This window comes from Symbiobacterium terraclitae (genome assembly GCF_017874315.1).
GTDB lineage: Bacteria > Bacillota > Sulfobacillia > Symbiobacteriales > Symbiobacteriaceae > Symbiobacterium > Symbiobacterium terraclitae.
On sequence record NZ_JAGGLG010000017.1, the window covers coordinates 1 to 18,488 of the forward strand.

Annotated in this window: 16 protein-coding genes; 8 read left to right on the forward strand and 8 right to left on the reverse strand. The window is 68.8% G+C overall.

The window, feature by feature from the left end; all coding sequences use genetic code 11:
* Positions 1 to 175 precede the first annotated feature (175 nt).
* Together J2Z79_RS10615 and J2Z79_RS10620 are read right to left on the reverse strand one after the other, a co-directional pair.
* On the reverse strand, positions 176 to 616 hold the full coding sequence (locus tag J2Z79_RS10615; protein ID WP_209466860.1) for a universal stress protein: 441 nt from the start codon (positions 614 to 616) through the stop codon (positions 176 to 178).
* 188 nt (positions 617 to 804) lie between these two features.
* Entirely contained in the window at positions 805 to 1,497 is a 693-nt protein-coding gene (locus tag J2Z79_RS10620) for a response regulator (RefSeq protein WP_245302606.1), read from the reverse strand.
* Between the two features lie 236 nt (positions 1,498 to 1,733).
* Here J2Z79_RS10620 and J2Z79_RS10625 point away from each other — a divergent pair, with 236 nt between their 5' ends.
* Positions 1,734 to 1,946 carry a hypothetical protein gene (locus tag J2Z79_RS10625; RefSeq protein WP_209466862.1) on the forward strand — a complete coding sequence of 71 codons (213 nt, stop codon included), beginning with the start codon at positions 1,734 to 1,736 and terminating at the stop codon, positions 1,944 to 1,946.
* Positions 1,947 to 2,024: 78 nt separating this feature from the next.
* On the opposite strand, the gene J2Z79_RS10630 is transcribed toward J2Z79_RS10625, so the two are convergent.
* Genes J2Z79_RS10630 through J2Z79_RS10640 form a run of 3 tightly spaced genes read right to left on the reverse strand, consistent with a single transcriptional unit; the run spans position 2,025 to position 4,186 of the window.
* A complete protein-coding gene (locus J2Z79_RS10630) occupies positions 2,025 to 2,720 on the reverse strand; it encodes a response regulator (protein ID WP_209466863.1) in 696 nt (231 codons plus the stop codon).
* Between the two features lie 8 nt (positions 2,721 to 2,728).
* Complete coding sequence (locus J2Z79_RS10635) at positions 2,729 to 3,760, reverse strand: HAMP domain-containing sensor histidine kinase (RefSeq protein WP_209466864.1); 1,032 nt, start codon at positions 3,758 to 3,760, stop codon at positions 2,729 to 2,731.
* 6 nt (positions 3,761 to 3,766) lie between these two features.
* A complete protein-coding gene (locus J2Z79_RS10640) occupies positions 3,767 to 4,186 on the reverse strand; it encodes an OsmC family protein (protein ID WP_209466865.1) in 420 nt (139 codons plus the stop codon).
* Positions 4,187 to 4,546: 360 nt separating this feature from the next.
* Between J2Z79_RS10640 and J2Z79_RS10645 the strand changes: the two genes are divergently transcribed.
* The 5 genes from J2Z79_RS10645 to J2Z79_RS10665 all read left to right on the forward strand — a co-directional run bounded on the left by J2Z79_RS10645 (position 4,547) and on the right by J2Z79_RS10665 (position 10,875).
* Positions 4,547 to 4,972: a NapC/NirT family cytochrome c gene (locus J2Z79_RS10645; RefSeq protein WP_209466866.1), complete on the forward strand. Its 426-nt coding sequence runs from the start codon at positions 4,547 to 4,549 to the stop codon at positions 4,970 to 4,972.
* Positions 4,966 to 5,235: a chaperone NapD gene (locus tag J2Z79_RS10650; protein ID WP_209466867.1), complete on the forward strand. Its 270-nt coding sequence runs from the start codon at positions 4,966 to 4,968 to the stop codon at positions 5,233 to 5,235. The genes J2Z79_RS10645 and J2Z79_RS10650 overlap by 7 nt, the downstream gene beginning before the upstream one ends.
* Positions 5,208 to 7,472: a molybdopterin oxidoreductase family protein gene (locus J2Z79_RS10655; RefSeq protein WP_209466868.1), complete on the forward strand. Its 2,265-nt coding sequence runs from the start codon at positions 5,208 to 5,210 to the stop codon at positions 7,470 to 7,472. Before J2Z79_RS10650 ends, J2Z79_RS10655 begins: the two co-directional genes overlap by 28 nt.
* A gap of 3 nt (positions 7,473 to 7,475) precedes the next feature.
* Complete coding sequence (locus tag J2Z79_RS10660; RefSeq protein ID WP_209466869.1) at positions 7,476 to 9,020, forward strand: 4Fe-4S dicluster domain-containing protein; 1,545 nt, start codon at positions 7,476 to 7,478, stop codon at positions 9,018 to 9,020.
* 1,039 nt (positions 9,021 to 10,059) lie between these two features.
* Positions 10,060 to 10,875, forward strand: coding sequence for a serine hydrolase (locus J2Z79_RS10665; RefSeq protein WP_209466870.1), 816 nt, complete (start codon positions 10,060 to 10,062; stop codon positions 10,873 to 10,875).
* Positions 10,876 to 11,505: 630 nt separating this feature from the next.
* Here J2Z79_RS10665 and J2Z79_RS10670 read toward each other — a convergent pair.
* The 3 genes from J2Z79_RS10670 to J2Z79_RS10680 are packed head-to-tail and all read right to left on the reverse strand — an operon-like array spanning position 11,506 to position 15,178.
* Positions 11,506 to 12,108: an ATP-dependent Clp protease proteolytic subunit gene (locus J2Z79_RS10670; RefSeq protein WP_209466871.1), complete on the reverse strand. Its 603-nt coding sequence runs from the start codon at positions 12,106 to 12,108 to the stop codon at positions 11,506 to 11,508.
* 48 nt (positions 12,109 to 12,156) lie between these two features.
* The gene (locus J2Z79_RS10675; RefSeq protein ID WP_209466872.1) at positions 12,157 to 14,958 is read right to left on the reverse strand and encodes a M16 family metallopeptidase; all 2,802 of its coding nucleotides are present in this window, start codon (positions 14,956 to 14,958) and stop codon (positions 12,157 to 12,159) included.
* 13 nt (positions 14,959 to 14,971) lie between these two features.
* On the reverse strand, positions 14,972 to 15,178 hold the full coding sequence (locus J2Z79_RS10680; protein WP_209466873.1) for a hypothetical protein: 207 nt from the start codon (positions 15,176 to 15,178) through the stop codon (positions 14,972 to 14,974).
* Between the two features lie 412 nt (positions 15,179 to 15,590).
* Here J2Z79_RS10680 and J2Z79_RS10685 point away from each other — a divergent pair, with 412 nt between their 5' ends.
* Together J2Z79_RS10685 and J2Z79_RS10690 are read left to right on the forward strand one after the other, a co-directional pair.
* Positions 15,591 to 17,357 carry a glycoside hydrolase family 15 protein gene (locus J2Z79_RS10685; RefSeq protein ID WP_209466874.1) on the forward strand — a complete coding sequence of 589 codons (1,767 nt, stop codon included), beginning with the start codon at positions 15,591 to 15,593 and terminating at the stop codon, positions 17,355 to 17,357.
* 1 nt (position 17,358) lies between these two features.
* Positions 17,359 to 18,378 carry a LacI family DNA-binding transcriptional regulator gene (locus tag J2Z79_RS10690; RefSeq protein ID WP_209466875.1) on the forward strand — a complete coding sequence of 340 codons (1,020 nt, stop codon included), beginning with the start codon at positions 17,359 to 17,361 and terminating at the stop codon, positions 18,376 to 18,378.
* The last annotated feature ends 110 nt before the right edge of the window (positions 18,379 to 18,488 follow it).

The following is an 18,488-nucleotide window of genomic DNA, read 5'->3' on the forward strand; positions in this document are numbered from 1 at the left end:
CATTACTGGGCAGCCCTTGCCTTTGGCTAACGGGCTGGTGCCACCTCGCCCGTATTGGACTTTCACCAACAAGTCAGCGCCCATGCTGGGCGCACCGCGAGAGAGGCAGACGCCGCGGGTCTGCCTCTCTCGCACCGGGTATGTCGAATCGGAGGCGCGGGCCCCCGTCCCATCGCTACCGCACGATCAGCACCGGGCACGGGGCGGTGTGCAGCACCTTGTCGGAGACGCTGCCCACCAGCAGTTCCTTGATCGGGCTCAGGCCACGGCTGCCCATCACGATCAGGTCGACCTGCTCCAGCCGTGCGTAGTCGACGATCTCCTCGGCAGGCTCCCCCACCTGCACCTCGGTGACCACCTGCTCCTCGGGCAGGCCGAGGGCGGAGATGGTCTTGCGGAGGATGGGCTCGCCGGTCCGCCGGATCATGACGTCCATAGGCACCTCCGGCGTCACCTTGTTGCCGAACTCGTCGACGGCGTAATATGCGCGCGGCACGTGCGCGACGTAGAGGACGATCACCTGTACATCCTTCAACGCGGCGCCGAGCTCGCCGGCCATGCGGGCCGCGTGCAGGGAGTTGTCGCTGCCGTCCGTTGCAAGCAGGATCTTCTTCACGCCCCATCCCCTCCTGAGCGCTGCCCCCCGGAGCCTGTCCGCGGCGGGGTGCAGCCGAACTCTTCTACTGGAATCTTAGCCCGCTGCGCCCCTAGACCGAAATCCTTCCTTTTCACCGATTCTAATATAGACTGAAGCCTGCGAAAAGAACCACCTGCTTTCACAGGTGGCTCTGCCGTACTTGTCGCTTAGGGATCGCCGGCCAGCCCCTCCCGGATGGCGTACCCGACCGCCTCGGACCGGTTGCGCAGGTGGAGCTTCTCGAGGATGTGGCGCATGTGGTTCTTGACGGTGGACTCGGCGACGTAGAGCTTCGCCGCAATCTCCTTGTACGTGAGGCCGGTGGAGGCCAGGCGCAGAACCTCGATCTCACGCGGGGAGAGCTGCTGCCCCTCCTCCTTGCCGGCGGTGGTGGTGCGCGGCTGGCGGAACTCCTTCAGCATCTTCGCCGCCATGACCGACGAGATCGGCGCCTCGCCCGAGACGGCGGAGCGCAGAGAGGAGACCAGCTCCTCAGGGCCGAGGTTCTTCAGCAGATAACCGTCGGCACCGGCCTTGATCGCCTCGAACAGATCCTTGTCGATCTCGGAGACGGTCAGGATGACGACCTTCAGGTCGGGATACTGGGCCTTCAGCTTCCTGGTGGCCTCAACGCCGTCCAGCACCGGCATGTTGATGTCCATGAGGACCAGATCAGGCTTGAGTTTCGGCACCAGCTCCAGGGCTTCCTGACCATTCGATGCTTCGCCGACGACCTCAAGATCACTGTTCGAAAGGATACTTAGCACGCCCTTCCGAAGCATGAGGTGATCATCTACGATCATGACTCTCATCGCTAGGGTGCCCTCCTCTCCACTTAGCAATCTACCACGACATTGCATAACGGACAACCCATCATGCACCCTAGTGCACCGGGCACCTAAGGATCAATTCGGCTAAATCAAATACCATTATAGCCTAGTCTTGCCCGCCCTGTAAGTACGATACACGCGGTCGCATAACCCGGAGCGGAAATACTACCTCCAGACGTTCATGTCGCCCTGGCAGGTCGCCGGTTCAGCGATCGACAGGCACTCTATCCCCGAACATCTGGCGCTGCCGAGGAGGAGGCGGAGACGTGTACACGGAGCTGCACCTCAAGCTGCTCAACGGCCGCACCATCACGATTCACGTGGAACCGGGGTTCGACATGGACGATCTGGAGTATGTGCCGGGCATGCGCGCCGTATCGCTGGGCAACCTGACCGTGCTCTACGAGGGGCTGGTCTACGACGTTCGCCCCGGGCGGCCGCATCCGGCCCGCAGCGCTGCTCCCGGCCTCCTGCGCTGACGCAGACTGCGGCGCAAGTGCCGCTGCGGCTCCCCGAGAGGGGCCGGCAGCCGGAACTTGCGCCGCACGCATATGGGCTCAGATCTCGTCCAGCGAGAGCAGACCGGTCTTGATGGCGAACTTCGTCAGCTCCACCGCGTCGTGGAGGTCAAGCTTCTCCATGAGGTTCGCCCGATGCGCCTGCACCGTCTTGATGGAGATGAACAGCTTTTCGGCGATCTGCTGGTTCGTCAGGCCGTGGGCGATGAGGGTGAGCACCTCCCGCTCCCGCTCCGTCAGCTGCTCCAGCTGCGCGTGGGCCGCACCGGCGGACCGCGTCTCCGCAGACGGAGAGGGGGTTCCTCCCCCCTGCCCCTGGAGGTTCTCCATCACGGTCTTGGCAACGTCGGGGTGGAGGATCACCTGTCCGGAGGTCACCGCCTTCAGGGCCGAGACCAGCTCCTGCGCCGCGGCCCGCTTCAGCACGTAACCGGCGGCGCCCGCCCGCAGGATCGGCAGGACGTACTCCTCACTGTCGTACATCGACAGGATCAGCACCGGCAGGTCGGGGTGGCGCTTCTTCAGCTCCTTGGTCGCCTCGATGCCGTTCATCCGGGGCATGGCGATGTCCATCAGAACGGCGTCCGGCTTCAGCTTCTCGACCATCTCCAGCGCCTCCACGCCGTCCTGAGCCTCGCCGATCACCTGCACCTCTCCGCTGGCGGAGAGCAGATACCGGATCCCCTCACGGAGAATGGCGTGGTCGTCCACCAGCAGCACGCGAATGGGATTCATCCTTCGCCTCACCCCCCTCTGCGATCGGGAACCGTCACCCGCACGGTGGTTCCGCGCCCCGGGGCGGACTCCACCTCGACCTTGCCGCCGACCAGGGCCGCCCGCTCCTGCATGCCGAACAGGCCGAGACCCCGGTCGCGCATGGGTTTACCTACCATATGAACGACGTGGAACCCCTGCCCGTCGTCCGTCACCACGCCCTCGATGTGCCCGTCCGCGCGGGAGAGCCGCACGGTGACGCTCCGGGCCCGGGCATGCTTGACGACGTTGTTGATCGCCTCCTGAAGGATGCGGAACAGCGCCGTCTCCAGCTCCTCCGGCAGCCGCTCGGACAGCCCGCTGACCTCGAAGTCGGCCTTCAGCCCCGCCGGCAGGACCCGCTGGCTGATGAACCAGCGCAGGGCGGGCACCAGGCCGAGGTCGTCGAGCACCGAGGGCCGCAGGTCCATCATCAGCCTCCGGGTTTCGTCCAGCGTGCGCTGCGCGACCTCCTTGGTCATGCGCAGCCGCTCCCGCAGCTGCTCGTCGATGCCGCTGCTGCCGGCCAGCTGCTCCACGGCCACCAGGTTGACGACGATGGAGGTGAGCGACTGCGCGGTCTCGTCGTGCAGCTCGCGGGCGATGCGCTTGCGCTCCTCCTCCTGCGCCCGCAGGATCTGCGCCGCCACGGCCTGCCGGTGCTCCGCCAGCCGGTCGAGCATCAGGTTCGCCATCTCGGTCAGCCGGGCGATGTCGGGATCTCCCGCCACCTCCGGCACCCGGGCGGAGAAGTCGCCCCGGCGCACCTTGTCCAGCGTGGCGTGCAGGGTGAAGAGCGGCTGGAACGCCACCCGGAGGAGGGCGTAGTTGACGCCCAGGGAGACGGCGAGGCCCGCGCCGATCAGGCCGAACTCCCACACGGGGGCGTGCCCCTGGCCGTTCCAGAAGTGCGTGGCGATCAGCACGGTGGTGATGGACCCGATCACCACGATTGCAGCGTTGGCCACCAGCACCTTCGTGAAGAGGCTGGTCTGGCTGTGCAGGTACGACAGCAGCCGCATCTAGACCTAGACCTCCACAATCTCGAAAGCGTACTCGGTACTGGCGGTCTTGTTCACCATGTGCAAGACGCCGCAGTACTTCTCTTCAATGTAATCGAGGGCCTTCTTCACCTTGTCCGGGTCGATGCCCTTGCCGTAGAGCCTGTATCGGGTGACCACCCGGGTGAAGACCATCGGGTCGGTCTCGGCCTGCTCGGCCTCCACACTGATGTCGATGCGCTCCACGTTCTGCCGCATCTTCTTCATCAGCGTGACCAGATTGGAGCCGCTGCACGCACCCAGGCCGAGACAGACGAGCTCCTTGGCCCTCGGACCGGCCGGGCTGCCGTTCTCATCGCTCCCGATGGTCAGCCGCACCCCTCCGCCGGTCACCGCATCGAACACATATCCCGTGCCGGACCAGGTCATCTCTGCCCTGTGCGTCACGTTGTTTCATCCTTTCATGTCATCTTCCCCGTCGGGCGGATACCTCGGCGCACCTAGATCCTCGGCCCGATCGATCACAGGGCAATGGACCGAAAGGAGTGATTCGCCCCTGCTCTGCCCGAACCCTCCTGCGCGCCCTCACTTTTCGTCTACTCCTTGGACGGCGGGAAATGACGAAGAGATATGAACAAAGGGAGTAGATATTAGGTTGCAGTAAACGGGCGGCCCGTAGACCCCGCGGGTCGCCTTTTCTTGTACTTTTCCGCACCCGGCCCAAGGTTTCTGCAATATCCGTGTAAGCCTCCCATAATCGCCGCCTGATAGGCTGGTACCAAAGCCAAGCATTCGGGAGGGATATCCTTGACGAAGCGCTGGTGGATCATCATCACCATCGCCGCAGTGGTCGTCATTGCGCTCCTGGCCGGGCCTGCCGCCCTCACCGCATCGGGCCTGGAGCCCGCCGCCTGCGCCACCTGTCACAGCATGGCGGAGTTCCGGGACACCCACGCCGAGTCGCTGCACGCCTCCGTCTCCTGCTCCGAGTGCCACCTGCCCCACGGGGCGGCCGGCCTGCCCAAGAAGTACGAGAAGGGCTTCAAGCACGTGTGGGCCACCGTCACCGGCGAGGCCGACATCCAGCTCAAGCCCGAGGACGAGCAGATCCTGTTGGACAACTGCATCGCCTGCCACGTCAACACGGAGCACGTCAGCGTGCCGGAGAACCGCAGCTGCCTCAACTGCCACTACGACGACCCCCACGGCAACCGGGAGAGCCGGTCATGGTGATCAGCGGCCTCGTCCTGCAGTGCCACCCCGACCGGGTGGAGAGCGTGGCGGCGCAGCTGGCGCAGATGCCGGGCGTCTCCGACGTGACCCCGGTCGAGGGGGGCGGCCATCTGGCTTGCGTGCTGGAAGCCCCGAGCCTGGAGGCGTCGATCCTGGTGCTCGACCACCTGAAGGCCCTTCCGGGCGTCTACTCGGCCATGCCGACGTACATTCACGCACTTGAGGAGGATGAGAGATGGAACTCTCCCGCCGTGCATTCGTAAAGGCATCGGCGCTTGCCGCCGCACTGGCCGCCGCCGGGTGCGGCACCCCGGCACCGGTGGCCCCCAAGCAGGATCCCGCCCTGGAGGGCGCCACGTGGCACAAGACGGTCTGCCGGTACTGCGGCGTGGGCTGCGGCGTGATGGTCGGGACCAGGGACGGCAAGGTGGTCGGCGTCAAGGGCGACACCGAGAATCCCGTCAACAAGGGCCTGCTCTGCGTGAAGGGCTACTACCTGCACCGGATCATGCAGACCGAGGAAGGCCGCATCCTCAGGCCGCTCATCCGCAAGGACGGCAAGCTGGTGGAGGCCTCGTGGGACGAGGCCCTCGACCTGGTGGCCAGCAAGTTCCGGGAAGCTATAGACCAGTATGGCCCCGACTCGGTCGGCTTCTACGGCTCCGGGCAGACCCTCGTCGAGGAGAGCTACGTCGCCAACAAGCTCTTCAAGGGCTGCATCGGCACCAACAACATCGAGGGCAACCCCCGCACCTGCATGGCCTCCGCCGTGGCGGGCTTCGCCTCCACCTTCGGCAAGGACGAGCCCATGGGCTCGCTGGACGACATCGAGCACGCCGACACCTTCTTCATCATCGGCTCCAACACGGCCGAGGCGCACCCCATCGTCTACAACCGGGTCACCACCCGCAAGCAGACCGGCCAGGACGTGAAGGTGATCCTCGCCGACCCGCGCAAGCACCGGGTGGCCGACATCGCCGACATCTTCCTGCCGTTCAAGCCGGGCACCGACCTGGCCCTGCTCAACGCCCTCGCCCAGGTGATCGTGGCCGAGAACCTGCACGACCCCGACTTCATCGCCAGGCACACCAAGTTCATGCAGGGCGACGAGGAAATCAGCTTCGAGCAGTACGCAGCCTTCCTGCAGGACTACACCCCGGAGAAGGTGGCTGGCATCACCGGGCTCGATCCGGAGCAGATCCGCGCGGCCGCCCGGCTGATCGGCGCCCGGGGGCGCAAGACGATGTCGATGTGGTGCATGGGCATCAACCAGCGCACCGTCGGCACCTGGCTGAACAACGCCATCTACAACCTCCACCTGCTCACGGGCAAGATCTGCCAGCCCGGCAACAGCCCCTTCTCCCTCACCGGCCAGCCCTCCGCATGCGGCTCCGTGCGCGAGGTGGGCGCCCTGTCGCACCTCCTTCCCTGCGGCCGCTCGGTGACCAACGAGGAGCACCGCAAGCAGGTCGCGGCCGTCTGGGGCGTGGACCACACGAAGATGTCGCCGAACGCGGGCCTGCACACCATCGCCCTCTTCAAGGCGGCCGGCGAGGGCAAGATCAAGGCGCTGATGATCTGCTGCACCAACCCCGGCCACTCGTTGCCCAACCTGAACTCCGTGCGGGACTCCCTCCAGAAGACCTTCCTGGTCTGCCTCGACGCCTTCCACAACCGGACCACCGAGCTGGCGGACGTGGTGCTGCCCTCCGCCCTGTGGTGCGAGAAGGAGGGCATGTACGGCAACACCGAGCGGCGCACGCAGCACCTGGCCAAGGCCGTGGAGCCGAAGGGCGAGTCGAAGCCCGACCTCTGGATCCTGCTGGAGATCGCCCGGCGCATGGGCTACGGGGAGTACTTCGCCCACTACACCTCCAACGAGGTGATCTGGGAGGAGTACCGCAAGCTGGCCCAGGGTACCGGCTACGACTTCGCCCCCTACGAGCGCTACAAGCAGGAGCGCGGCCTGCGCTGGCCGATCACGGACAAGACGCCGAACGGCTGCGCCATCCGCTACGCCGAGGGGTATGACCCCTATGTGCCGGCGGGCGAGGGCATCCGGTTCTACGGCAAGCCCGACGGCAAGGCGGTGATCTACGCCCGGCCGCACCAGGATCCGGCGGAGATGCCCGACGCCGAGTACCCCTTCTACCTCTCCACCGGCCGCATCCTGGAGCACTGGCACACGATCACGATGACCAAGCGGGTGCCCGAGATCATGAAGGGCGCCGGCGAGTTCTACTGCGAGCTGCACGAGGAGGACGCCGCGGCGATGGGCATCGCCACGGGCGACCTCGTGAGGCTGACCACGCGGCGGGGCAGCATCGTCACGAAGGCGCGCGTCAAGGGACGCGGCGTGCCGCAGCGGGGCATGGCCATGCTGCTGATGCACGACGACGACCCCGAGCGGCTGACCAACTTCCTCACCAACGACGCCGTGGACGCCACCTCCAAGCAGATGGAGTACAAGATCTGCGCCGTGCGGATCGAAAAGGTGTAGAACATGCGGGGCTTGCGAAAGCGAATTGGGTGGCGGGCGCTGCGCCTCGCCACCCAGGCCCTCTTCTGGGCCCTGTTCCTGGCGCCCCTGGCCGGCTTCCCCTGGTTCCGGGGCACTTACGTCGCCTCCCGCCTGGCCGGCATCCCCCTCACCGACCCCTACGGGGCGGCCCAGGCGGCCGTCGCCGGCGGGCTGCGGCTCGCCGGTGCGGCGCTCCTGGGCCTCGGGCTGGTGGCGCTGGTCTACCTGCTCCTGGGGCGCGCCTTCTGCGCCTGGGTCTGCCCGCTGGGCAGCCTCCTGGAGCTGGCCGACCGCGCGGCGGAGCGGTTCCTGTCCGCAAGGCGGGCTGCCCGCCGAGGCGAGGGCCGTCTCCGGCCGGCGGGGCCGCTCGCCCGGCCAGCCACCGACCGTCTGCACCCGGGAGGGCCGCTCCCCCGGCAGGCGTCGGACCGGCTCCCATTGGCGGGGCGGCCCGCGCGGCTCGCTGCGTTGCCCCGCTGGACCCGCTGGGCCATCGCCATCGGCGTGCTGTTGCTGACGGCCCTCACCGGGCAGGCCCTCTTTGAGTGGGTCTCACCCCAGGCGAATCTGATGCGCTCGCTCCTGTTCGGGTTCGGGCTGCAGCTGCTGATCGTCGCGGCCGTGGTCGCCTTCGACCTCTTCGTGCTGCGCCGCGGCTGGTGTCGGTCGCTCTGCCCGGCGGGTGCCCTCTACTCGCTGCTCGGCCGGTTCGCCCCGCTGCGGGTGGGCCACGACCGCTCCGCCTGCGACAGGTGCGGCGCCTGCGTGCAGGCCTGCCCCTGGGACGGGCGCGAGACGCTGCTGGAGACGGTGGCCGGCCGGGGCAGGGCGGAGGCCAACCCCTGGACCTGCGCCAACTGCGGCGACTGCATCGACGCCTGCCCCCAGGGCGCCCTCCGGTTCACCCCCGCCTGGCGGGTGGCGCCGGCCGAGCGGCCCGTGCTCCACCCGCAGTTCAGCCGGCGGCAGGCCATCGGGCTGATGGGAGGCGCCGTGGCGGTGGCCGGCCTGAGCGTCGCCCGCCCGATGCTGACCGCGCCCGAGGAGCGCCGGCTCCTCAGGCCCCCGGGCGCCTTGCCGGAGGCGGCCTTCGTGGGGCTCTGCCTCCGCTGCGGCCAGTGCGCCCAGGCCTGCCCCCGGGCGGCGATCCGCCTCGCCGGGCTCGCGGGCGGCCTCGGGATGGGAACGCCCTACATCGTGCCGCGCCGTGTCGCCTGCGACCTCTGCAAGGAGGACGGACCTGCCTGCGTGGCGGTCTGCCCCACCGGGGCTCTGACGCTGGAGCCGGGTGCGCCGGTGCGGATGGGCGTTGCCGAGGTCGACACCGAGCGCTGCATCGCCCACATGGGCGCCGTCTGCCGCACCTGCTTCGTCGCCTGCCCGCTGCAGGGCACCGCGCTCATCCTCGAGGGCGCCCACCGCCCCGCGGTGGATCCGGCGGTCTGCACCGGATGCGGGCTGTGCGAGGAGCACTGCATCGTGGAGCCGGCGGCGATCGCGATCAGGCCGGTCAACGAGCACGCATGAGACCCTGCGCACGTGCTGCCTACGGCTGCGGAGACGTGACACTTCAGGTGTCAACGGTCTCGTGGTCAGCCTCCCGTGGAAGCGCTGGCACTGCGCGGCAGGGTGGTTCAGACGTGAAGTAGCAAGAATCCGCACGGGGATTCGGCCATGGGCTGCCGAAAAGTGACACTTCAGGTGTCAACGATCCCGTGATCAGCTTCCTGAGGAAGCGCTGGCACTGTGGCGCAGGGTGGTTCAGACGTGAAGTAGCAAGAATCCTCACGGGGATTCGGCCATGGGCTGCGGAAAAGTGACACTTCAGGTGTCAACGATCCCGTGATCAGCTTCCCGAGGAAGCCCTGGCACTGCGCCGCAGGGTGGTTTAGACGTGAAGTAGCAAGAATCCGCACCGGCATGCAGCCATGGGCTGCGGAAAAGTGACACTTCAGGTGTCAACGATCCCGTGATCAGCTTCCCGAGGAAGCCCTGGCACTGCGCCGCAGGGTGGTTCAGACGTGAAGTAGCAAGAATCCGCACGGGGATTCGGCCATGGGCTGCGGAAAAGTGACACTTCAGGTGTCAACGATCCCGTCGTCAGCCTTCCGAGGAAGCGCTGGCACTGTGGCGCAGGGTGGTTCAGACGTGAAGTAGCAAGAATCCGCACGGGGATTCGGCCATGGGCTGCGGAAAAGTGACACTTCAGGTGTCAACGGTCTCGTGGTCAGGCTTCCGAGGAAGCGCTGGCACCGCGCCGCAGGGTGGTTCAGACGTGAAGTAGCAAGAATCCGCACGGAGATTCGGCCATGGGCTGCGGAAAAGTGACACTTCAGGTGTCAACGATCCCATCGTCAGCCCCCGCGAGAAGGCGATGGGAGTGCTGCGCAGGGTAGTTCGGGGGCTTCCCCAGGGGCATCGTGACCTTGGCCTGGAGATCCTGCATACAGTCTGAGGCAGCGCACGCGCGCTGCCTGTTCCTCATCGTCGGCCGCCGGAGTCTCAAGGATTTCCAGATGCGGACGGCGAACTCGGTGCGCGGATTGCTTTCGGGAGGTGGCGATCGATGGCGAACCCGACCGGCGAACTGGCCCGGCTGGCCGAGAGCTTCTCGGGCACAATCGGCGTCTGGGCCCGGTCCGTGCAGACCGGCGAGGTTATCCAGTCCGGAGCGGCGGAGGAGGCCTTCCCCAGCGCCTCGACCATCAAGCTGGCGATCTTCTACGAGATGATGCGCCAGGCCGGTGAGGGGCGGCTGGACCTGAAGGAGATGCGTGCGCTCAGGGACGAGGAGAAGGTGCCCGGCTGCGGGGTGCTGCGCGACCTCACGCCTGGGATCCAGCTCCCCCTGCGCGACCTGGCTACGCTGATGATGACCATCAGCGACAACACCGCGTCGAACATGTGCATCGACGCGGTGGGCATCGAGTCCGTCAACCGTGCGATGGACGACCTGGGCCTTCCCGGGCTCCGGCTGCGGTTCAAGTTCTTCCGGGCCCTGCCCGGGCACCCTGTGAACTCGGCGGTGCCGGCGCAGCTGGGCCGGCTGATGGACATGATCGTGCGGCACGAGGTGCTCACCCCGGCCTCCTGCGACGCCATGCTGGCCGTGATGAAGCGGGTGCAGTGCCCCTTCGCCGCCCGCTACCTCCCCGGCGGCGCGCAGTACGACCGGTCGCCCGACGGCCCCGTCATCGCCGCCAAGTTCGGCATGATCACGGGCTGCCGCCACGAGGTCGGCGCCGTCTGGAAAGGGGACCGGGGCTTCGTCTACGCCGTGATGACGAAGGCCTGCAAGGACGAGCGGCCCGTGGAGGACAACGAGGGGCTGCTGGCGGTGGGCCGGGCCGTCAGGATCCTCTGGGACCACTTCATGGCGTAGTGCCGGTGATCGGCGACCAGTTTGGGGCCTGGGACCGCACATGACGCCAAGGGGGCCGCGGCTGCCCCTGAGGATGTGGGGCGGCGGGCGGGCCGCACGAGCCCGGACACGCCCACTCGCGCCCGCTGAACCTCAGCGGCGTGCGCGCTGCTCAGCCTTGACCGAGACCAAGCGAACATGGACTCCGTAAAATATAGGGAGAATCTCCCCGCAGTTTTCACCGAATGCAGGGAAATTCTCCCTATATCGCGCCGCTCGCGGGGGCCTTCGGAGCCTCGAGCCAGCTGGTCGGGCCCATGGGAAAGCGTTTTCGACAGGATACAGCAGCATTCGACCTAGTGTTGGCCGCGATCACGTTGACATAACCGGAATATGGGGAAGATCTCCCTGCATCTCGTGAAAAATACGGGGAAAATCTCCCAGTATACCTCGGCCAACAAGGCGCCAGCCAGTCCGGGCGCGTCCGTGAGTGGTCACCGGCGTCTGGCCAACAGCCGAAGGGGGGCCGTCGATGCGGCCCCCCTCCCCCATTTCCATGTCCCGGCGCGCCCAGCTCCACCGTACTGTTCGCCCCGTTTCACCGTACTGTTCGCCCCGTTTCACCGTGCTGTTCGCCCGGCTCCACTGCGCCTAGGCCTTGTTACGCGGCCGCGGCTCGAGCACCACGTCCACGATGCCGTACTCCTTGGCCTCCTGCGCCGACATCCAGTGGTCGCGCTCCGAGTCCGCCTTCACCTTCTCCAGCGGCTGGCCGGAGTGCCTGGCGATGATCTCGGCCAGCTTCTCCTTGGTGTGCAGCAGCTCCTTGGCGGTGATCTCGATGTCGGTCACCTGGCCGCCGATGCCGCCCCTCACCCACGGCTGGTGGATGAGCACCCGGGCATGGGGCAGGGCGTAGCGGGTTCCGGTGCCGCCGGCCAGCAGGACGGCGCCCATCGAGGCTGCCATGCCGATCGCGTAGGTGTTCACCTTCGGCTTGATGTGCTGCATGGTGTCGTAGATGGCCAGCCCGGCGCTGGTGACGCCCCCGGGGGAGTTGATGTACATGTTGATCTCCTTGTCGGGGTCGTCGCTCTCGAGGAAGAGCAGCTGCGCCGTGACCGCGTTGGCCACCTGATCGTCGATGCCGGTGCCCAGGAAGACGATCCGGTCCTTGAGCAGGCGGGAATAGATGTCGTACGAACGCTCGCCCCTGCTCGTCTGCTCGATCACAATCGGAATCAGTGGACTCATGTGAAACGCTCCTTTGATCAGGGGCCCGGGCCCCTGGCTATTCCTTTTTTAGGACGATTCAGGGCCCGCCGCGGGTTCTGCCTCGGCCCGCTCCGGGCCGGCCGTGACGATGGTAAGCCGCTCGGGCACCAGGTGGCGCTCCGCCACCGCCCGCAGCTCCTCCCCCGTGAGGGCGGCCACGGCGCGGGGGTAGCGCTCCAGCCAGTCCAGGCCGAGGTTGAAGCGCTCGATCTCGGCCAGCCGGGCCGCGATCCGCTCAGGCGCCTCATGCTGTACGGCAGGGTAGCCGGCCAGGAAGTCCTGCAGCGCCTCCAGCTCACCGGAGGGGACCGGCTCGGCGGCCAGGCGGCGCAGCTCGGACAGCACCGCCTCCACGGCGAAGTCCAGCCGGGCGGGGTTGACGCCGAGGTGGGCCGTCCAGGCTCCGGGGCCGCTGGTGCCGCCGAACAGCGCGTACTGGTAGTAGGAGAGGCCGTAGCGCTCCCGCACGTCCCGGAACAGGCGGCTGCTCGCGGGCGTGCCGTTGCCGCCGAACAGGGTCGCCAGTACCTCCAGCGCCAGGTAGTCGGGGTGGCTGCGGTCCACCAGCGGCCAGCCCAGGGCGATGTCGGTCTGCGTCTTCCCCGCCAGCGTCACGTGGCTGCGGCCGCCGCGGGGCGCCGGCGCCGCCGGGATGGCGGGCCGCTCCGAGCCGCCGCTCCAACCGTCCAGCACCGCCTCCAGGGCCGCCGTGGCCCGGTCGGGGTCGATGTCGCCCACCACGGAGATCACGGCTCCCCGCGGGCCGTAGCGGGCCCGGTGGAACGCGGCCAGGTCGTCGGCCGCCAGCGCCCGCAGCGACGCCTCGGTGCCGCTGACGGCGTGCCGGTAGGGATGCCCCTCGGGGTAGATCCGCTCCATCAGCCGCCGGGCGGCCACGGCGCGCGTGTCGTCCTCCGCCCGCCGGACGGCGACCAGCATCTGTGTGCGCACCCGCTCGAACTCGTCGGCGGGGAAGGTGGGCCGCCGGACCACCTCGGCCAGGAGCGAGAGGCCCCGGTCCAGGTCCTCCGGCAGGCATTTCAGCGAGGCCACGGCGGTCTCGCGGCCCACGTCCACCCGGATCGACATCCCCAGGGCGTCGGTGCTCAGGGCCAGTTCCGCCGCTGTGAAGGACTCGCTGCCCCGGGTGAGCAGCGCCGCGACCATCTGCGCCAGGCCGGCCTGCGCCGCCGTCTCCCACACGGCGCCCGCCTCCATCTGCACCCGCACGAAGACGCTGGGCACGGAGGCGGCCGGGAAGAGCAGGAGCGTGGCGCCGCAGGAGAGCGTCCGCCGCACCACCCGGTCGGGGGATAGGATCGGCTGGGCCTGCCCCGCCGCCGGCCGGTCCACGGACCAGTCGGCGGGCTTCTGGTAGTCGGGCGTGGTCCCGGCCGCGCCGCTGCCGGAGGTGCCGGCCGCACCTGCGGCGGGTGCACCGGCATCCGCTGCGGCGGCGCCGGGCGCCCCCGGCGCCGCAGACCCGGTGCCGGTCGCCCCGCTGCCGGACGCTCCTGGCGTCCCCGCCCCACCGACAACGGCAGGAGCCGCCTCCTGCGGGATGAACCAGGCGACGGTGCGGCGGCGGGGCTCCAGGTAGGTCCGGGCCACCCGCTGCACGTCGGCCGGGGTGACCGCCTCCAGCTCCTCCAGCGCCCGGTCGAACCGCGCCACGCTCTGGGTCAGGGCGGTGCTGCCCAGCATCACCGCCTGGCTCAGCGCGGACTCCATCGAGTACAGGTAGCCGGCCCGCACCTGCTTCTGCGCCCGTGCGAACTCCTGCTCGCCGGCCTGCTCATCCCGCAGGGCCTCGACCTCGGCGAAGAGCGCCGCCTCCAGGTCCTCCGGCGAGACGCCCGGCGCGGGCGTGGCCGACAGGGTGAAGAGGCCGGTGTACTGCAGCGCCCGCGGATAGGCGCTCGCCGCCACGGCGAGGCCAGGCTCCACGAGCTTGCGGTACAGCCGGCTGGAGCGGCCCATCGTGCCGCCCGCCCCCCCGAACGAGGGGGCGCCGGAAAGCAGTGCGCTCAGCAGCATGAGGGCGGGCTGGTCGGGGTGGTCCGCCGCGGGGATCTTGTAGCCGGTCAGGAGCATGGGGTGCGGGCCCGGGCGGCGCACGGTCACGCGCCGCTCCTCGGTCTGCTCCGGCTCGCCGGCATCCGGCGGCAGCACCGGGGCGCCGGCGGGAATCGCGCCGAAGTGCCGCTCAGCGAGCGCGAAGGCCTGCTCCGGCGCCACGTCGCCCACGATCACGACCGTCGCGTTGTTGGGGTGGTAGTAGCGGCGGTAGTGCGCAGTCAGCGCCTCGGCGGTGGTCGCCCGGATGTCGGCCTTGCTGCCGATGATCGGGTGCCCGTAGGGGGAGACCTGGTAGGCTGCCGCCATGAACGCCTCCTGCAGCCAGACCGACGGGTGGTTCTCGCTGCCCTCCCGCTCGCTGACGATGATGCCCCGCTCGCGCACGGTGAGGTCGGGGTCGAAGGTCATGCCCGTCATCCGGTCGGCCTCCACCTCGAGCGCCCAGGCCAGGTGCTGTGCGGGCAGGACCTCGTAGTAGGCCGTGTAGTCGTAGGACGTGAAGGCGTTCCACATGCCGCCGCGCCGCTTCACCCCCTCCTCCAGCACCCCGTAGGGGAAGCGGGGCGTGCCCTTGAACATCATGTGCTCCAGGAAGTGGGAGATCCCCGTCCGTCCCGGCGCCTCGTCGCGGCTGCCGACCCCGTACCAGACCATGGCGGTGACCACGGGCGCATGCCGCAGTTCGCGCACGAGCACGCGCAGCCCGTTGGCCAGGTGCGCGACCCGGGTGGGGGCAATGTGATAACCCATCGACACCCTCCTTCTACTCGCCGCGGGCGCGAGCGCGTCGGGCCGCCCACCAGGCCACCGCGAGCACAGCGGCCAGGAAGAACAGCAGCCCAAATCCCGACGCCACGGCGGAGCCCAAGTGCGGGCTGCCGGCCGTCTGCCGCAGGAACTGGACGACCGCAACTGCGAACAGACCCACGACCAACAGTCCAATCAGCTGGCGAAACCGGTTCTTCAGCACGGGCGTGCGCCCCCTCATGGCTATTTTTCCCTTGTCGGCCGCCCGAATCCTTTCCCGGGCGGCGCGTGTTACGTCCTGAACCGCAGCGTTAGGACGCCGCGCGACGCCCTGCAGATACTTGGAGCCCCCTCCGCGGGGGCCGTAGCCACATTGGCCCCCCACATTGTGATAAACGGTTTCAGACAATGCTGTGTTCAGATCGCCCCGACTTAACCCTTGTTGACCGCAAATTACAAGGCATAAGCGCGATCGTGTAGGATTCCGTTGACAGCCGATCACGGTCTGACTAGGATAATGGTGTAACCGGTTACATCTCATTTCATCAACGCCGGCATGCGCCGGAGGCGCGCCACCGCGCGCCGGGGCGCTGTCGGTCCGCTTGCCCTGATCACAAGTTGAGGAGACAGACCGCATGCGCTTTCATGCTGGCCTGGTTGGCAACGGCCACACCGCAGCACTGGTCGAACCAGATCTCTCCATTTCCTGGCTCTGCATTCCCCGCTTCGACAGCCAGCCGCTCTTCGCCGCCGCCCTGGATCCCCGCCGCGGGGGCAGCCTGGGCATCCAGCTGGAGGTGGACGGCCGGCCGGTGGCCCTGACCCCGGCGGGCCAGCACTACCTCGGACACTCGGCGGTGCTGCAGACGGAGCTGGCTGGCGACGGGGTGCGCCTGGTGGTCACCGACTTCATGCCGTGGGGCAAGCACGGCATGGTCCGCCGGATCGCGCTGGACGCCTCCGGCCGCCGGGCAGCCATCCGCGTGGTGGGCGACCCGGTGCAGTCTGCGCACCTGCCCGTGACCCGGGAGGAGGGGCTGTTCCGCACGCCGGACGGCTGCCTGCTGATCCGGGGCGAGGACCTCGAGGAGGCGTCGGGCGAGGCCCGGGTCTACCTGGCCTGGGGCAGGTCGGCCGAGGAAGCCGAGGCCGCGCTGGGCGACCTGCGCGCCGCCTCGGTCGAAGCCGAGCTGGCCGCATGGCAGGAGTGGCTGAGGCCGGCCCGCAGCCCGGAAGGCGTGCCGGCCGCCTGGGCAGAGGCCTACTGGCGCAGCCTCGTGGTGCTCCGCCTGATGACCTACGAGCCCACCGGCGCGATCATCGCGGCGCCCACCGCGTCGTTCCCGGCGATCCCGGGCGGCGATCACCAGTGGGACTACCGCTACCTCTGGCTGCGTGACGGTTACTACACCGCCATGACGTTGGACGCCGCCGGCCTGCACCGTGAGGCCCGCCGCTTCTACGACTTCTGCTTCAGCCTCCAGGGCCCCGACGGGCACTGGCAGCAGCCCCTCTACACGGTGGACGGCCAGGATCCGAAGGAGCGGCTCATCGACGACCTGGCGGGTCCGGGCGGAGAGGTGCCGGTCCGGCTGGGCAACGCCGCCTCGGGCCAGCTGCAGCTGGACAACGAAGGAAACGTCCTGCACGGGCTCTGGTTCCACTACAAGTGCACCGGGGACCGGGAGGCGCTGGTCCGGCACTGGGACGGCGTCCGCCGTGCCGCCGAGTGGATCCTGGCCAACTGGGAACGGCAGGAGTCGGGCATCTGGGAGGCCCGCGAGTACGTCGGCCACTGGGTGCACGGCAAGGTCATGTGCCGCGCGGCGCTCGCGGCGGCGGCCCGCATCGCACGTGCGCTGGGCCGCGACGCCGAGGCGGAGCGCTGGACCGAGGGCGCCCGCCGGATCGCAGCCGTCACCATCGAGCGGGGCTGGGACCCCGACCGGCAGTCGTACGTGCGCCACTGGGGCGCCACCCCCGAGGCGTTCGCCCCGATGGACATCTCGGTCCTGGCGCTGGTCTTCTACGGGCTCCTGCCCGCCGACGACCCCCGCATCCGGTCCACCGTGGAGCGGATGTACCGGCCTGCAGACGACGGCGGCCTGCTGCTCTACGGCGGCGTCTGCCGGTGGGAGCAGGCGGCGGTTCCCTTCTACCTGCCCACGCTCTGGCTGGCCCGCTACCACCTGATGGCCGGCGAGGTCGACCGCTGCGACCAGTGGCTGAACGCCTGCCTCAGGGCAGCCACCAGCCTGGGTCTGATGGCGGAGCACTTCGACGGGCGGAACGGCAGCCAGTGGGGCAACTTCCCGCAGGCCTTCAGCCACGAGGAAATCGCCCGCCTGGTCCTCGAACGGGCGCAAGGCTGGTCCTTCTTCGACTGGGAGTTTGAGAACTGAGGTGGTGCCCGTGCCTGGCCCGACGATCCGCGACGTGGCCAACCTGGCCGGGGTCTCCGTGGCCACCGTGTCGCGCGTGATCTCCGGCTCGGCGCCCGTCTCCCCCGCCACCCGAGAGCGGGTGGAGGAGGCGATGGCGCAGCTGGGCTGGCGGCCCAACATGGCGGCCCGCAGCCTCGTGCACGGCCGCACGGGCCTCTACGGCGTGATCGTACCTGACGTGGCCAACCCGTTCTTCGGCGAGCTGGCCACCGGGATGACCCGCGAGGCCGCCCGCCTGGGCATCCAGATCGTGATGCTGCACACCGACTTCTCCGAGGAGCAGGACCTCGCGGCGCTCGACCTGTGCCGCGAGCACCGCCTGGACGCGGTGATCTACACCTCGGGAACCCTGGGCGACGCGCACCGGGATGCCTTCCGCAAGCTGGGGCGGCCCGTCGTCCTGGCGGCGACCTTCGACCCGGACGGCGAGTGGCCGGGCATCCTGGTCGACTCCGAGATCGGCGCCCGCATGGGCGCCCGGCACCTGCTCTCGCTGGGCCACCGCAAGATCGCCCTGCTGGGCGGCCCGGAGACGGACCAGGTAGCCGCAGGCCCGCGCTGGCGCGGCTGGCGCGCCGAGCTCGCGGAGGCGGGCTGCCTGCCGCCTGCCGAGTGGCAGCTGGAGGTCCGGTGGAAGCAGCAGCACGGGTATCAGGCGGCCATCTCGCTGCTGCGGCAGCCCGAGGCCCCTACGGCGATCCTGTGCTGCTCGGACATGATCGCGCTCGGGGTGCTGGCTGCGGCAGCCGACCTGGGCATCTCGGTGCCCCACGAACTCTCGGTCGTCGGCTTCGACGGGCAGGCCATCGCCGGATTCTGGCGGCCGCCGCTCACCACCATCGGACAGCCGATCGGCCTGATCGGCCGTGAGGCTCTCCACCTGGCCACCCGGCTGGTGGCGGGCGAGGAGCCCCCCACCACCCGCTGGCTCACGCCGGAGTTGATCGTCCGCGGTTCCACCGCGACACCGCGCCGTTAGCAGGTTTCAGGTACAGGCCGGGGCCGGCACGCGAGGGAGGTGAACGGGAGCGCAGTGCGCCCCGATCCTGGCCCTGCATTTAGTCGGATCCCATTCACATGAGGAGGGCG